This window comes from Streptomyces sp. NBC_00029 (assembly GCF_045160505.1).
In the GTDB taxonomy this organism is placed as follows: domain Bacteria; phylum Actinomycetota; class Actinomycetes; order Streptomycetales; family Streptomycetaceae; genus Streptomyces.
In genome coordinates, this window is record NZ_CP108292.1 from 3,536,825 (window position 1) to 3,552,463 (window position 15,639).

General features: G+C 72.0%; 12 protein-coding genes. 6 read left to right on the forward strand and 6 right to left on the reverse strand.

Going from position 1 to position 15,639, the window contains the following annotated elements:
* Positions 1-35 precede the first annotated feature (35 nt).
* From OG753_RS16675 to iolC, 4 genes are read right to left on the reverse strand one after another with little or no spacing between them, the layout of a single operon-like run.
* A complete protein-coding gene (locus OG753_RS16675) occupies positions 36-1,535 on the reverse strand; it encodes a CoA-acylating methylmalonate-semialdehyde dehydrogenase (protein ID WP_327262571.1) in 1,500 nt (499 codons plus the stop codon).
* Between the two features lie 12 nt (positions 1,536-1,547).
* Positions 1,548-3,422, reverse strand: coding sequence for a 3D-(3,5/4)-trihydroxycyclohexane-1,2-dione acylhydrolase (decyclizing) (iolD, locus tag OG753_RS16680; RefSeq protein WP_405788986.1), 1,875 nt, complete (start codon positions 3,420-3,422; stop codon positions 1,548-1,550).
* Entirely contained in the window at positions 3,419-4,330 is a 912-nt protein-coding gene (gene iolB, locus OG753_RS16685) for a 5-deoxy-glucuronate isomerase (RefSeq protein WP_327266779.1), read from the reverse strand. Before iolB ends, iolD begins: the two co-directional genes overlap by 4 nt.
* 7 nt (positions 4,331-4,337) lie before the next feature.
* Positions 4,338-5,303 carry a 5-dehydro-2-deoxygluconokinase gene (gene iolC, locus OG753_RS16690; protein WP_405788988.1) on the reverse strand — a complete coding sequence of 322 codons (966 nt, stop codon included), beginning with the start codon at positions 5,301-5,303 and terminating at the stop codon, positions 4,338-4,340.
* A gap of 41 nt (positions 5,304-5,344) precedes the next feature.
* Here iolC and OG753_RS16695 point away from each other — a divergent pair, with 41 nt between their 5' ends.
* The 3 genes from OG753_RS16695 (at position 5,345) to OG753_RS16705 (ending at position 7,729) form a co-directional block, all read left to right on the forward strand.
* Positions 5,345-6,259, forward strand: coding sequence for a sugar phosphate isomerase/epimerase family protein (locus OG753_RS16695; protein ID WP_405788989.1), 915 nt, complete (start codon positions 5,345-5,347; stop codon positions 6,257-6,259).
* 25 nt (positions 6,260-6,284) lie between these two features.
* Positions 6,285-7,295, forward strand: a complete 1,011-nt coding sequence (locus OG753_RS16700; protein ID WP_327262575.1) for a Gfo/Idh/MocA family oxidoreductase — start codon at positions 6,285-6,287, stop codon at positions 7,293-7,295.
* Between the two features lie 233 nt (positions 7,296-7,528).
* On the forward strand, positions 7,529-7,729 hold the full coding sequence (locus OG753_RS16705) for an AlpA family transcriptional regulator (protein ID WP_266391501.1): 201 nt from the start codon (positions 7,529-7,531) through the stop codon (positions 7,727-7,729).
* 63 nt (positions 7,730-7,792) lie between these two features.
* Here OG753_RS16705 and OG753_RS16710 read toward each other — a convergent pair whose 3' ends face one another.
* Complete coding sequence (locus OG753_RS16710) at positions 7,793-10,027, reverse strand: MMPL family transporter (protein ID WP_405788990.1); 2,235 nt, start codon at positions 10,025-10,027, stop codon at positions 7,793-7,795.
* Positions 10,028-10,158: 131 nt separating this feature from the next.
* Between OG753_RS16710 and OG753_RS16715 the strand changes: the two genes are divergently transcribed.
* From OG753_RS16715 to OG753_RS16725, 3 genes are all read left to right on the forward strand, one after another.
* Entirely contained in the window at positions 10,159-10,887 is a 729-nt protein-coding gene (locus OG753_RS16715) for a TetR/AcrR family transcriptional regulator (RefSeq protein ID WP_405788992.1), read from the forward strand.
* Positions 10,888-11,265: 378 nt separating this feature from the next.
* The gene (locus tag OG753_RS16720) at positions 11,266-11,499 is read left to right on the forward strand and encodes a heavy-metal-associated domain-containing protein (RefSeq protein ID WP_327262578.1); all 234 of its coding nucleotides are present in this window, start codon (positions 11,266-11,268) and stop codon (positions 11,497-11,499) included.
* 116 nt (positions 11,500-11,615) lie between these two features.
* On the forward strand, positions 11,616-13,874 hold the full coding sequence (locus OG753_RS16725; protein ID WP_405788993.1) for a heavy metal translocating P-type ATPase: 2,259 nt from the start codon (positions 11,616-11,618) through the stop codon (positions 13,872-13,874).
* 391 nt (positions 13,875-14,265) lie between these two features.
* Here OG753_RS16725 and OG753_RS16730 read toward each other — a convergent pair whose 3' ends face one another.
* Positions 14,266-15,555 carry a citrate synthase gene (locus OG753_RS16730; RefSeq protein WP_030716028.1) on the reverse strand — a complete coding sequence of 430 codons (1,290 nt, stop codon included), beginning with the start codon at positions 15,553-15,555 and terminating at the stop codon, positions 14,266-14,268.
* Positions 15,556-15,639 lie beyond the last annotated feature (84 nt).

Here is a 15,639-nt window from a genome sequence, read left to right on the forward strand (position 1 = left end):
GGCGAGTCGGCCGGTCCTACGGGGCTTGCCCGCGGTCAGTGGTTGCGGGGGAAGCCCAGGTCCACGCCGAGGTGGCCCTCGGAGGGGTCCGGCCAGCGGGTCGTGACGACCTTGCCGCGGGTGTAGAAGTGGATGCCGTCGTTGCCGTAGATGTGGTGGTCGCCGAAGAGCGAGTCCTTCCAGCCACCGAAGGAGTGGTAGCCCACCGGCACCGGGATCGGCACGTTGACGCCGACCATGCCGGCCTCGATCTCCAGCTGGAAGCGGCGGGCGGCGCCGCCGTCGCGGGTGAAGATCGCGGTGCCGTTGCCGAACGGCGAGGCGTTGATGAGCGCCACGCCCTCCTCGTAGGTCTCGGCGCGCAGCACGCACAGCACCGGGCCGAAGATCTCGTCGCGGTAGGCGTCGGAGTCGGTCTTGACGCGGTCCAGCAGGGACAGGCCGATCCAGTGGCCGTTCTCGTTGCCCTCGACCGTGAAGCCGGTGCCGTCGAGGACGACGTCCGCGCCCTGGTCGGCCGCGCCCTTCACGTAGGAGGCGACCTTGTCGCGGTGGGCGGCGGTGATCAGCGGGCCCATCTCGGAGTTCGGGTCGTTGCCGGGGCCGATCTTGATCTTCTCGGCGCGCTCGCGGATCTTCTCGACGAGCTCGTCGCCGATCGCGCCGACGGCGACCACGGCGGAGATCGCCATGCAGCGCTCACCGGCCGAGCCGTAGGCGGCGGAGACGGCCGCGTCGGCGGCGGCGTCCAGGTCGGCGTCCGGCAGGACCAGCATGTGGTTCTTGGCGCCGCCGAGGGCCTGGACGCGCTTGCCGTTGGCCGAGGCGGTGGTGTGGATGTGGCGGGCGATCGGGGTCGAGCCGACAAAGGAGACGGCGGCGATGCCGGGGTGGGCGAGCAGTGCGTCCACGGCCACCTTGTCGCCGTGGACCACGTTCAGCACGCCCGCCGGCAGACCGGCCTCGCTCGCCAGCTCGGCGAGCTTGTTGGCGGCCGACGGGTCCTTCTCGCTCGGCTTGAGGATGAAGGTGTTTCCGCAGGCCACAGCAAGCGGGAACATCCACATCGGGACCATCGCCGGGAAGTTGAAGGGGGTGATGCCCGCGACGACGCCCAGCGGCTGGCGGATCGAGGAGACGTCCACCCGGTTGGAGACGGAGGTGGACAGCTCGCCCTTGAGCTGCGTGGTGATCCCGCAGGCCAGCTCGACGATCTCCAGGCCCCGGGCGACCTCGCCGAGCGCGTCCGAGTGGACCTTGCCGTGCTCGGCGGTGATCAGCTCGGCGATGGCGTCACGGTTGGCGTCCAGCAGGGCGCGGTAGGCGAACAGCACCTTGGTACGGGCGGCCAGCGAGGACTGGCCCCAGGTGAGGTAGGCCTCCTGGGCGACCCGTACGGCCGCGTCGACCTCGTCGGCCGAGGCGAGCGCGACCTGCGTGGTGACCTCGCCGGTGGCCGGGTCGGTGACCGGGCCGTAGTTGCCCGACGCGCCCTCGACGGTCTTGCCACCGATCCAGTGGTTGACGGTCTTCATTGCCTTGCTCCTTCACAGATGGCGACGTCGCTGCGCGGCTTGCCGGTCGTACTCTTCACGGGCCGTGGCAGCGGCCTTGCGGGTCGCGGTCTCGGCCACAGGAACATCCCACCACGCCTGTGCCGGGGGTGGGCCCGACACAGTGTCGGGCGTTCGGGTCTGTACGTAGACACATGTGGGACGGGTCGCCGAGCGGGCCTCGGCGAGGGCTTCGCGCAGGTCACGCGTGGTGCGGGCACGGATCACGGCCATTCCGAGGGACGCCGCGCAGGCCGCGAGGTCCACCGGAAGGGTGTCCCCCGTATACCCGGAGTCGGGTGCCCGGAAGCGGTACGCGGTGGCGAACCCCTCGCCGCCCACCGCCCCCGACAGGCCGCCGATGGAGGCGTAGCCATGGTTGTCGAGGATCACCACCCTGACCGGGATCCCCTCCTGCACGGCCGTGACGATCTCGGTCGGATTCATCAGGTACGTACCGTCGCCGACCAGCGCCCACACCGGGCGGCCGGGTGCGGCCAGCGCCACCCCGATGGCGGCGGGGATCTCGTAGCCCATGCAGGAGTAGCCGTACTCGACGTGGTACTGGTCGTGCGACCGGGCCCGCCACAGTTTGTGCAGGTCGCCGGGGAGGGAGCCGGCCGCGTTGATCAGGATGTCGGTGTCGTCGACCAGGGCGTCGAGCAGCCCGAGCACCTGGGCCTGGGTGGGCGGAGCGTCCTCGTCCGCCTCCGGGACGGCGTAGGCACGGTCGACGCGGCTCTCCCATCGGGCCCGCTCCGCCGCGTACCCCGCCCCGTACGCCGGATCGGTGCGGTGACCGGCGAGGGCGTCCCGGAGCTCGTCGAGGCCCTCGCGGGCGTCGGCGACCAGAGGCAGGGCGGCGAGCTTGTGGGCGTCGTACGGGTCGAGGTTGAGGCCGATGAACCGGACGGCCGGATTCTGGAAGAGGGTCGCGGAGGCGGTGGTGAAGTCGGTCAGCCGGGTCCCGGCGGCGATGACGAGGTCGGCCTCCCGGGCGAGCGCGGCGGCGGTGGAGGTCCCGGTGTGGCCGATCCCGCCCACGTCGGCGGGGTGCCCGTACGGCAGGACGCCCTTGCCCGCCTGGGTGACGGCCACCGGGATCCCCGTGGCCTCCGCGAAGGCGGCCAGCGCCGCGCGGGCCTCGCTGTGCCGGATCCCGCCGCCGGCGACGATCAGCGGGCGCGCGGAGCCCCGTACGGCCTCGGCGGCGCGGGCCAGCTCGTGCCGGTCCGGCCGGGGCCGGCGCACGCCCCACACCCGCTCGGCGAAGAACTCCTCGGGCCAGTCGTACGCCTGCGCCTGCACGTCCTGCGGCAGGGCGAGGGTGACGGCGCCGGTCTGCACCGGATCGGTGAGCACCCGTACGGCCTGCAGCGCGGCCGGGATCAGGGCCTCGGGGCGGGTGATCCGGTCGAAGTGGCGGGAGACGGGCCGCAGGGTGTCGTTGACGGAGACGTCCCCGGCGTACGGGACCTCCAGCTGCTGGAGGACGGGGTCGGCGGGCCGGGTGGCGAAGGTGTCCCCGGGCAGCAGGAGCACCGGGATCCGGTTGATGGTGGCGAGGGCGGCACCGGTGACGAGGTTGGTGGCGCCGGGCCCGATGGACGTGGTGACGGCGTGCGCGGAGAGCCGGCCGCACTGACGGGCGTACCCGACGGCGGCGTGCACCATGGCCTGCTCGTTGCGGCCCTGGAGGAACGGCATCGCCTCGGGCCCGCTCTCCAGGAGGGCCTGGCCGATGCCCGCCACGTTCCCGTGCCCGAAGATCCCCCAGGTGGCGGCGATCAGCCGGTGCCGGTGCCCGTCGCGCTCGGTGTACTGGCGGGACAGGAAGCGGACGAGCGCCTGCGCGACGGTGAGCCTCACCGGTGGTCCTCCGCCCGGGAGCGGGGCGGCCGGGGGAACGGCAGCCGGGGGTCGACGTCCTGCCCGTCCCAGGTGCCGCGGATCCAGCCGTGGTCGGGGTGGTCCCGGATCAGCCACTCCCGCGTCGCGCCCGGTCCGGCCATCACGTTCAGGTAGTACATGTCGTGCCCGGGGGCGGCGATGGACGGCCCGTGCCAGCCGTCGGGGATCAGCACGGCGTCCCCGGTGCGCACCTCGGCGAGGACGTCGGTCTTCCCGGCCGGGGAGGGGGTCACGCGCTGGTAGCCGAGCCCGGGGGTGTCCCCGTGCGGGGCGATCTCGAAGTAGTAGATCTCCTCCAGGCGGGACTCCTCGCCGGGGTGGTGCTCGTCGTGCTTGTGGGGCGGGTACGAGGACCAGTTCCCACCGGGGGTGAGCACCTCGACGGCGATGAGCCGGTCGCAGTCGAAGCCGTCCGGGCCGGCGGCGGCGAAGTTGTTGACCTGTCGCGAGCACTGGCCCGCGCCGCGGAGTTCCACGGGGACCTGTCCAGCGGGCCCGTACCGGGCAGGGAGCCGCGTCTCGCACCGCGCCCCGGCGAGGGCGAACCGGCCCCCGGCGGCCGATCGGATCTCCGCGTCCGCGTCCCGCGGCAGGTAGACGAAGTCGCTGACGCCGCTGAACACCCCGTTCCGCCCGTGCAGTTGGAACACCTCCGGCCCCGCCGGAGGACGGGGGGCAGGGTTCGGGCCAGAGCCCCGCTCTTTCAGCCCCGCCGGCGTTTGAGGCGCGGGGTCCGGGGCGGCGCCCCGGCAGCGGACCTCGCACCCGCCCGACAACGGGAGCACGATCCACTCCGACTCCCCGCACTCGTGCCCGTACACCTCCCCCGGGGCCAGGTCGAGGACCGTCAGCCTCGTCCACTCCATCCCCCACTCAGACACCACCGGCACGCCCCAGCACCTCCTCCACCTCGTGAGAGAACGGCATCGCCGCCCCGCACGCCAGCCGCGAGGCGACGATCGCCCCGGCCGCGTTCGCGTACCGCATCACCGCCTCCAGCTCCCACCCCGCCAGCAGCCCGTGGCACAGCGCCCCGCCGAACGCATCTCCCGCGCCCAGCCCGTTGACCACTTCGACCGGCACCGGTGCGACCTCCGCCACCGTCCCGTCCCGGTGGACCGCCAGCACGCCCTTCGGTCCCCGTTTGACGACGGCCAGTTCCACGCCCGCCGCCAGCAGGGCCCTCGCCGCCGCGTGCGGATCGGTCTCGCCCGTGGCGATCTCGCACTCCTCCGCGTTGCCCACGGCCACCGTCGCCCACCGCAGCGCCCGTTCGTAGTACGGCCCGGGTTTCTCCCGCCACAGCATCGGCCGCCAGTCCAGGTCGAAGACCGTCGTACCGGTGCGCGCGCGGGCCTCCAGGGCCGCCAGTGTCGCCGCCCGCGAGGGCTCCTCGCTCAGGCCCGTGCCCGTCATCCAGAACAGGCGGGCGGCCCGTACCGCCGCCAGGTCCACCTCGTCCGCCGCGATCTCCAGATCCGGCGCCTTCGGCAGCCGGTAGAAGTACAGCGGGAAATGGTCCGGCGGGAAGATCTCGCAGAAGGTGATGGGGGTCGGCAGTCCGGGCACCTCTGTCACCCAGCGGTCGTCCACCCCGAATCCCCGCAGTTCGGACCGCAGGTACCCGCCGAAGGGGTCCGCGCCGGTCCTGGTGATCACCGCCACCCGTCGCCCCAGCCGGGCCGCCGCGACGGCCACGTTCGTCGGGGAGCCGCCCAGGAACTTGCCGAAGGTCTCGGCCTCGGCCAGTGGAATGCCGGTCGTCAACGGGTAGAGATCCACCCCGATCCGGCCCATCGTGATCAGGTCGAACGCGAACGGATCGCCGGTGCCGGTCACAGTCAGTCCTCCCGTTGGTCCTCCACCCTAAGGTGGCCGTTATGACGTCCTCCCCGCCCGCGTTGACCCGTATCCGCATCGGTTCGGCTCCGGACTCCTGGGGGGTCTGGTTTCCCGACGACCCCCGGCAGACCCCGTGGGAACGCTTCCTCGACGAGGTCGCGGACGCCGGGTACGAGTGGATCGAACTCGGCCCCTACGGCTATCTGCCCACCGATCCCGCCCGCCTCGCCGAGGAAACGGCCAAGCGCGGGCTGCGCGTCTCGGCCGGCACCGTCTTCACCGGACTCCATCACGGGCCCGCCGTGTGGGAGGACACCTGGGCGCACGTGTCGCGGATCGCGGCGCTCACCCGGGCCATGGGCGCCGCCCATCTCGTCGTCATCCCCTCCTTCTGGCGGGACGACAAGACCGGGGAGGTGCTGGAGGACCGCACCCTGACCCCCGGCCAATGGCGTGAACTGGCCTCCCAGACCGAGCGGCTCGGCCGGGAGGTCCAGGACCGGTACGGGCTGCGGATCGTCGTCCATCCGCATGCCGACACCCACATCGACACCCCGGAGAACGTGGCACGTTTCCTGGACGCCACCGACCCCCGCCTGGTATCGCTCTGCCTGGACACGGGGCACTACGCGTACTGCGGCGGGGACAGCGTGCAGGCCCTCGAGACCTTCGGCGAGCGGATCGGCTACCTCCACCTCAAGCAGGTGGATCCGCGGATCCTCGCCGAAGTCGTCGCGCAGGAACTGCCCTTCGGTCCGGCCGTGGGCCGGGGGGTGATGTGCGAACCGCCCTCGGGGGTGCCCGCGCTGGAACCGGTGCTCGCGGCGGCCCAGCGTCTGGGCGTCGACCTCTTCGCCGTCGTGGAGCAGGACATGTACCCGTGCCCGCCCGACCGGCCGCTGCCGATCGCCCGGCGCACCCGCGCCTACCTCCGCTCCTGCGGAGCCCGCTGACCCACGCAAGGAAAGGAAGGACGACATGAGCACGCTCGGCATCGCAGTCATCGGCACCGGGAAGATGGGCGCCGACCACGTGCGCCGGATCGGGGGGACCGTCGGCGGGGCCCGCGTGGTGGCCGTGGCCGACCCGGACGGGGACCGGGTCAAGGAGATCGCGGGATCCCTGGACGGGGCGACGGCGCACACCGACCCGGCGGCCGCGATAGCCGCACCCGGGGTGCAGGCCGTACTGATCGCCTCTCCCGGTCCGGCCCACGAGGAGGCGATCCTGCGCGCCCTGGAGCGGGAGCTGCCGGTGCTGTGCGAAAAGCCGCTGACCCCGGACCCGGCGGGGGCGCTGCGCGTCATGGAGGCCGAACAGCGGCTGGGGCGGCGCCTGGTGCAGGTGGGGTTCATGCGGCGGTACGACGCCGAGTACGAGCGGCTGAAGCAGCTGCTGGACGCGGGCGGGATCGGGCGCCCGCTCTTCCTGCACTGCCGTCACCGCAATGCCTCGTCGCCGTCGTTCTTCACCAGCGACATGCTGATCAGCGACTCGGTGGTGCACGAGGTGGACGCGGCCCGGTGGTTGCTGGGTCAGGAGATCACCGCCGTCACGGTGCTCTCCCCCAGGCCCACGGCGGCCGCTCCCGAGGGGCTGAGCGATCCCCGGCTGGTGCTGCTGGAGACCTCCGGCGGGGCCGTGGTGGACGTGGAGATCTTCGTCAACTGTGGTTTCGGCTACCAGGTGCAGTGCGAGGCGGTCGGCGAGGCGGGCAGCGCCCGGATCGGCGACGGTCACGCGATGGTGGTGCAGTCGGCCGGCCGGTGGGGCGGCGAGATCGCCCAGGACTTCACGGTGCGCTTCGCCGATGCCTACGACCGGCAGCTGCGGAGCTGGGTGGCGGCGGCCGGTCGCGGCCGGGTCGCCGGGCCCGACGCATGGGACGGCTACGCCGCGGCCGCAGTCTCCGAGGCGGGTCTTTCGGCCGCACGCAGCGGCGTACGGACCGAGGTGGAGCTGGCGGAGCGTCCGGCCCTGTACCGCTGACGCCCCGCCGGTTCCTCACGGGACCTCTGTGGCCCCCTTGTCACAGTGATCCCTCTTCTGTCACGCATGTCCGCATCACGCGGGTATTCCGTCACAGGCGCTCGACAGCCCCTCCCCTGCCGTCGCTCCGCGTCGTTCCCCGGGCACAACGCGAGTGATCGTCAGTGTCCACGTGCCGGCTCCCCCGACGGCCTCCCGGCCGGCCCCGCGGCGTGGACAAGGAGGTGTCCAGCATGAGCGACCGACAGCTGTGGTCGTACAAGGAGATCGCTGCCCACATCCGGGTCCAGCCGGACACCGTGCGCTCGTACCGCAAGCACGGGCTGCTGCCCACGCCCGACCACGTGGAGAGGGGCAAGCCCTACTGGTACGCCGACACCGTGCGCGCCTGGGTGGCCCGCCGGCCCGGGAACCGGGGCCGCCGCGAGGACTGACCGGTGCGGCGGCGGTGCGGCGGCGGTACGGGGCCCCACGCGGGTCCCCCGCACCGCCCCCGCCTAGGTACCGGCGCCGACGGGTATCCGGTCCGGCTCCTGCTTCGGGGGCGCGGACTCCCCCTCGCTCAGGCCGAACCTCTCGTGCAGTCGGCGCAATGGGGCGGGGGCCCACCAGGTGGCCCGGCCGGTCAGCTTCATCACCGCCGGGACCAGAAGGCTGCGGACGACCATGGCGTCCATCAGGACCGCCAGCGCGATCCCGAGCCCCAGCATCTTGGTGTTGGTCACCCGGGAGGTGCCGATGGCCACCATCACCACCGCCAGGATCACGGCGGCCGCGGTGATCAGCCCGCCGGTGCGGGCCAGCCCCGTCCGGACGGCGCTCTCATGGTCCCCGGTCCGGTCGTACTCCTCCTTGATACGGGAGATGAGGAAGACCCCGTAGTCCATGGAGAGCCCGAAGGCGATGCAGAACATCAGCACCGGCAGGGTGGTCTCTATGTCCCCGGTGGCGGTGAAGGAGAGGAGCCCGGAGAGGTTGCCCTCCTGGAACACCCACACCACCGCCCCGAACATCGCGGTGAGACTGAGGGCGTTGAGCAGCACCGCCTGCAGCGGTATCAGCAGGCTCCCGGTGAGCAGGAACACCAGCAGCAGCGTGGCCAGGACGACGAGGGCCGCCGCCGCGGGCAGTGCGCCCGTGATGGCCTTCTGCGCGTCGACGAGCACGGCCGCCTGTCCGGTCACCGAGGTCTTGAAGCCGGCGTCCACGGCGCGGACCTCGTCCACCAGGTCCCGGGCCGTCTGTCCCACGGCCTCGCCCTCGACGGCTATCGAGAAGGAGGCGTAGTCGCTTCCCGTCGCGGAGGCGACCGGCCCGTCGACCCGGACCACTCCGGGCAGCGCTGCCAGCCGGTCCCGGTAGTCCGCGAGGCGGTCGGGGCCGGGCGATCCCTCGGCGAGCACCGTCAGACCGCCGCCGGGGCTGTTCGGGAACCCGTCCCGGATCTGCTCCTGCACCACGTGCGAGGGGGCGTCCTTCGGGAGCTGCCGGTCGTCCACCGTGCCGAACTTGACGCCGATGAAGGGCAGTCCGAGCAGCAGCAGGCCAACCGTGGTGGCCACGGCGAACACCGGGGCGCGCCGCATCACGAGGGCGGCCGTCCGGGCCCAGCCCTTCCCCGTCTCCTCCGGTCCGGCGGAGGCCCGCGGCCGGCCGCGCCGCCACAGCCGGCGCAGGTCGAGGGCGTTGACGCGCTCGCCGAGGAGCACCAGGGCGGCCGGCAGCACGATCAGTGCGGCCGCCGCCGCGAGCAGGACGACCGCGACTCCGGCGTAGGCGAAGGAGCGCAGGAAGTACATGGGGAAGAAGAGCATCGCCGAGAGCGAGACGGCGACGGTGAGCGCCGAGAACAGCACGGTGCGCCCGGCGGTGCGCAGGGTGGCCCCGACGGCGGCCACGGGATCGCGTCCGGCGGCGAGTTCCTCGCGGAACCGGCGGACGATGAACAGGGCGTAGTCGATGGCGAGCCCGAGGCCGAGTGCGGTGGTCAGGTTCTGGGCGAAGACGGAGACGTCGGTGACCTCGGTGAGCCCGCGCAGCACGGCATTGGTACCGAGGATGGCCACGATGCCGACACCCAGCGGGAGCAGGGCGGCGACCGCGCTGCCGAAGACGAGGACGAGCAGGACGAGGGTGACGGGCAGCGCGATCAGCTCGGCGCGCAGCAGGTCCTCCTGGATGGTCTCGGTGACCTCGCGCTGGACCGCGGCGGGGCCGCCGAGCGAGACCCGCACCGGGCCGTGCGCGCCCTCGTAGCGCGGGGCGATGCGCTCCAGCGCGGCGGTGGCCGTCTTCTCGTCGCCCTGGACGCGGGCGGCGATGAGTGCCTGCCGGCCGTCCTCGGAGCGCAGCGCGGGCAGCCGGGTGCTCCAGTACGAACCGACGCCGACGACCCCCCGTTCGGCGGCGAGCGCGGTGGCGAGCCGTCCGGCCTCGGCGGCGACGGCGGGATCGTCGACCCCGCCGGTGCCCGGCGCGGCGTCGACGAGCAGGAGCAGGTTGGGCTCGGAGTGCGGGAACTCGCGCTCCAGGGCCTGTGTGGCGTAGGTGGACTGGGCGCCCGGGTCCTCCCAGCCGCCACTTCCCAGCCGGTCGGCGACGCCGCCGCCCGCGAACACGGCCAGGGCCGTGACCAGCAGGGCGAGCAGCAGCGTGAGCCGCGGCCGGGCCGTGACGAACCGGGTCCACCCCCCGGCCGCCGCGGAGGACGGCGGATTCTTGACTTCGGACATGACTCGGTGTCCCCTTCACCGTGATTGCCAGGCCACATAGACTGGCAAACACGAGCAGTCGCTCGCGTTTCTCAAGAATGCGAGCGATCACTCGCGTTTGTCAATCGCCCACGGGAAGCAGGGGATTGGACATGCCGAGGACGCCAGCGGCCAAAAGCACTGAAAAAGGGACCAAAAGCTCCGCCGAGATCGCCGCGGCCACCGCCGACTCGGCCACCGCAACCACGGCCGCCGCGACCACGGCCGCCCCCACCCCGCGCCGCCGCCAGGCCCGCGGCGAGCGCCGCATCTCCCAGCTGCTCTCCGCCGCCGCCGGGGTGTTCTGCCGTACCGGCTACGCCGCGGCCAGCACCAACGCCATCGCCCGCGAGGCAGGCGTGTCGCCGGGCACCCTCTACCAGTACTTCCCGAACAAAGAGGCCATCGCGATGGAGCTCGGCGGCCAGCTGCTCCAGCGCGCGAACGAGATGCACGGGCAGGCCTTCCGCCCCGAGAACCTCAAACGCCCGCTGCCCGAGCTGCTCGACGCCGTTCTCGACCCCGTCATCGCCTTCAACTGCGAGAACCCGGCCTTCTGGGCCCTCATGCACGGCACCGGCGTCCCCGGCATCGCCCAGGAGCACGAGGAACTGCACGCCGGCCTGCTCACGCGGATCGACGCCGTCCTGCGCGACTTCTGCCCGCAGGCCGCGCCCCACGAGCTCGCGCACACCTCGAACATGATCCTGGGCATCTTCAAGGCGTCCCTGGACCTGATCCTGGCCCACGAGGGCGACGAGCGCGCCGCCTACATCGCCGAGCTCAAGACCGTCCTGCTGCGCTACCTGGAGCCGATGATCACCGCGACTCCCGCCCACTGACCCGCCCGGCCCGCCCGGCCCGCAGCACCTCGCCACCCTCCGGGCCCCGTGCGCGGGCCGGCAGCAGAAGGACCGGCCGTACGGCGAACCGCGCGCCGCCGCGCGGGGTCCGGGCGATGACCCGGGAGAGCCACGACGGTCCGGGCCGCAGCGCACCGCCGCCGCCACGATCAGCGCGAGGCCTCCCGGGTGATCCATACCGGCCATTTATGTACAGTCCGGCCATACCGGCCAGTTTTCCGTCCAGGATCGAAAGACCGGGAGCCGATGCTCGCTTTCATACCCCCCAGGGGTATAGTCTCGAAGAGTCGGGAGGACGGTGGAAACATCGGCCGCCCCTCCCGGTGACCGGCACACGCCCCTGAAGAGGAGAACGACATGACCGCCGAGACGGACACCCAGACCACCACCGTCTACCGGGTGACCGGCATGACCTGCGGGCACTGTGAGGGCGCGGTGACCGCCGAGCTCTCCGCCCTGCCGGGCGTCAGCACGGTCAAGGCCGTCGCCGCGACCGGCGAGGTCACCGTGGTCTCCGCCGCCCCGCTCGCGGACGAGGACGTCCGCGCCGCCGTCGACGAGGCCGGCTACGAGCTCGTCGGACAGGTCTGAGCGGCCCGCACCTCCCGCACGGCATCCGCGGCAGCAGCCCCGCGGAACCCTGCCGGGCCGTGCCGGCCAGCTGATACTGGACCCGTACGGCCCGGCCCTCCCCCTGGAGCCGGAACATGAGCAGCAGCACAGTGCACGACGGACCCATAACGGCGGTCGAGCTCTCGATCGGCGGGATGACCTGCGCCTCCTGCGCGGCCCGCATCGAGAAGAAGCTCAACCGGATGGACGGCGTCGAGGCCTCGGTGAACTACGCCACCGAGAAGGCCCTCGTCTCCTACACCGGTGACGTGCAGGTCGCCGACCTGATCGCGACCGTCGTCAGGACCGGGTACACCGCCGAGGAGCCCCCGCCGCCGGCCCCGGAGGCCGCCGAGGAGGCGGAGGGACGGACCGAGGCGCCCGACCCGGCACTCGCCGCACTGCGGCAGCGACTGCTGGTCTCCGTCGCGCTCGCCCTGCCCGTCGTCCTGCTCGCGATGGTCCCCGCCCTGCAGTTCGACAACTGGCAGTGGCTCTCCCTGACCCTCGCGGCCCCCGTCGTCATCTGGGGCGGGTTCCCCTTCCACAAGGCCGCCTGGACCAACGCCCGGCACGGCGCAGCCACCATGGACACCCTGGTCTCCGTCGGCACGCTGGCCGCCTTCGCCTGGTCGCTGTGGGCCCTGTTCTTCGGCCACGCGGGCATGCCCGGCATGCGCCACGGGTTCGACCTCACGATCTCCCGCACGGACGGCTCCTCCGCCATCTACCTGGAGGTCGCGGCCGGCGTCGTCTCCTTCATCCTGCTGGGCCGCTACCTGGAGGCCCGCTCCAAGCGGAAGGCGGGCGCCGCCCTCAAGGCCCTGCTGGAACTGGGGGCCAAGGACGTCGTCGTCCTGCGCGCCGGCCAGGAGGTCCGGATCCCGGTGAGCGCCCTCGCGGCCGGCGACCGGTTCGTCGTCCGCCCCGGCGAGAAGATCGCCACCGACGGCACCGTCGTCGAGGGCAGCTCCGCCGTGGACGCCTCCATGCTGACCGGCGAGTCCGTCCCGGTCGACGTCACCGTGGGCGACTCCGTCACCGGGGCCACCGTCAACACCTCCGGACGCCTGGTCGTCGAAGCCACCCGGATCGGCGCCGACACCCAGCTCGCCCGGATGGCAAAGATGGTGGAGGACGCGCAGAACGGCAAGGCCGAGGTGCAGCGCCTCGCCGACCAGATCTCCGGGATCTTCGTGCCCGTCGTCCTGGTGCTCGCGCTCGGCACCTGGATCACCTGGCTGCTGATCACCGACGACCCCGCCGCCGCCTTCACCGCGGCCGTGGCCGTCCTGATCATCGCCTGCCCCTGCGCCCTGGGCCTGGCCACCCCGACCGCGCTGATGGTCGGCACCGGGCGGGGCGCGCAGCTCGGCATCCTGATCAAGGGACCCGAGGTACTGGAGTCCACCCGCCGCGTGGACACCGTCGTGCTGGACAAGACCGGCACCGTCACCACCGGCCGGATGACGCTCTCCGGCGTCTTCACCGCCCCGGACGTGGACGAGCGCGAACTGCTGCGCCTCGCCGGATCCCTGGAGCACGCCTCGGAGCACCCGATCGCCCGGGCCGTGGCCACCGGGGCCGTGGAGCGTGCGGGCGCCCTGCCCGTCCCGGAGTCCTTCGAGAACGTGGCCGGGCTCGGTGTCCAGGGCGTGGTCGACGGGCACGCCGTCCTGGTGGGCCGCGAGCGGCTGCTGGCCGACTGGTCGATCGAGCTGCCGGCCGCACTGGCCGGGGCCAAGGCGGCCGCCGAGGCCTCGGGCGGCACCGCCGTCCTGGTGGCCTGGGACGGCGCGGCACGCGGGGTCCTGACTGTGGCCGACGCGGTCAAGGAGACCAGCGCCGAGGCGGTCGCCCGGCTCCGCGCGCTCGGCCTCACCCCGGTGCTGCTGACCGGTGACAACAGGGCCGTGGCCGAGACGGTGGCCCGCGAGGTGGGCATCGACGAGGTGATCGCCGAGGTGCTCCCGCAGGACAAGGTGGACGTCGTACGCCGCCTGCAGGCCGAGGGCCGTACGGTCGCCATGGTCGGCGACGGGGTCAACGACGCGGCGGCCCTCGCCCAGGCGGACCTGGGACTGGCCATGGGCACCGGCACGGACGCGGCCATCGAGGCCGGGGACCTGACCCTCGTCCGGGGCGACCTGCGGGTCGCGGCGGACGCCATCCGGCTCTCCCGCCGGACCCTGTCCACCATCAAGGGCAACCTGTTCTGGGCCTTCGGATACAACGTGGCGGCCCTGCCGCTGGCGGCCGCCGGTCTGCTCAATCCGATGATCGCGGGGGCCGCGATGGCCTTCTCCTCGGTCTTCGTGGTGACCAACAGCCTCCGGTTGCGGTCCTTCCGCTAGTGGCCCGCCTCCCCACGGTGCGCACACTTCCTTCACGGGAGACGCAGATCACAGTGACCGCAACGTAACCATCCGGGGTCGTCACAGGTCTAATGGGGCGATACCAAGAACGTCTTGGGGGACGTTTCACGGAGACCTGGGGGGTTTCCGTGGGTATCAGACGGCCGGGACACGTACCCGCGGGAGGCTTTGAGCGGCCCTCCCGGACGAACGGGTCCCGGCACACCGACGCCCCGACTCGGGTCCCGTGGGGGGAATCCGTTTCGGGGAAAGGGAAGCGCCCCGACCGTCGACCCGTGGGGGGATCGACGGCGGGGCGCTTCTCGTACGAGCAGGACCACCTGCGGCGTGCAACCGCGCGGCCGCACGCCGCGCGGAGGAAAGCCTCGGGTCAGCGGGCTTCCACGGGGACGAAGTCGCGCAGGACCTCGCCGGTGTAGATCTGGCGCGGGCGGCCGATGCGGGAACCCGGCTCCTTGATCATCTCGTGCCACTGGGCGATCCAGCCGGGAAGGCGGCCGAGCGCGAAGAGCACGGTGAACATCTCGGTGGGGAAGCCCATCGCCCGGTAGATCAGACCGGTGTAGAAGTCCACGTTCGGGTAGAGGTTGCGCTCGACGAAGTAGTCGTCGGCCAGCGCGTGCTCTTCCAGCTTGAGCGCGATGTCGAGCAGCTCGTCGCTCTTGCCGAGCGCCGAGAGGACGTCGTGCGCCGCCGCCTTGATGATCTTCGCGCGGGGGTCGAAGCTCTTGTAGACACGGTGTCCGAAGCCCATGAGGCGGACGCCGTCCTCCTTGTTCTTCACCTTGCGGATGAAGGCATCGACGTCGCCGCCGTCGTTCTTGATGCCTTCCAGCATCTCGAGGACGGACTGGTTGGCGCCACCGTGCAGCGGACCCCACAGGGCCGAGATGCCGGCGGAGATCGAGGCGAACATGTTCGCCTGCGAGGAGCCGACCAGACGCACGGTGGAGGTCGAGCAGTTCTGCTCGTGGTCCGCGTGCAGGATGAGCAGCTTGTCGAGCGCGGAGACCACGACCGGGTCCAGGTCGTACTCCTGGGCCGGCACGGAGAAGGTCATGCGCAGGAAGTTCTCGACGTAGCCGAGGTCGTTGCGCGGGTAGACCACCGGGTGGCCGACCGACTTCTTGTACGCGTAGGCCGCGATCGTCGGGAGCTTGGCCAGCAGCCGGATCGTCGAGAGGTTGCGCTGCGTCTCGTCGAACGGGTTGTGGCTGTCCTGGTAGAACGTCGACAGCGCGCTGACCACGGAGGACAGCATCGCCATCGGGTGCGCGTCACGCGGGAAGCCGTCGTAGAAGCGCTTCACGTCCTCGTGCAGCAGCGTGTGCTGGGTGATGTCGTTGCGGAACGACGCGAGCTGGTCGACGGTCGGCAGCTCGCCGTTGATCAGCAGGTACGCGACCTCGATGAAGGTCGAGCGCTCGGCGAGCTGCTCGATCGGGTAGCCGCGGTAGCGCAGGATGCCCTGCTCACCGTCGAGGTAGGTGATCGCGGACTTGTAGGCCGCGGTGTTGCCGTACCCACTGTCCAAGGTGACGAGCCCGGTCTGGGCCCGCAGCTTCGAGATGTCGAAGCCCTGGTCACCGACGGTGCTTTCGACCACCGGGTAGGTGTATTCACCGTCCGCGTACCGGAGTACTACAGAGTTGTCGCTCACGTCATCCCTCACCGACGTAGTGCCTCTTCTTCGAGGTGCCCTGACTGCCTCTACCTTCCCCCATTTGGCGCAGGAGAGTGCACT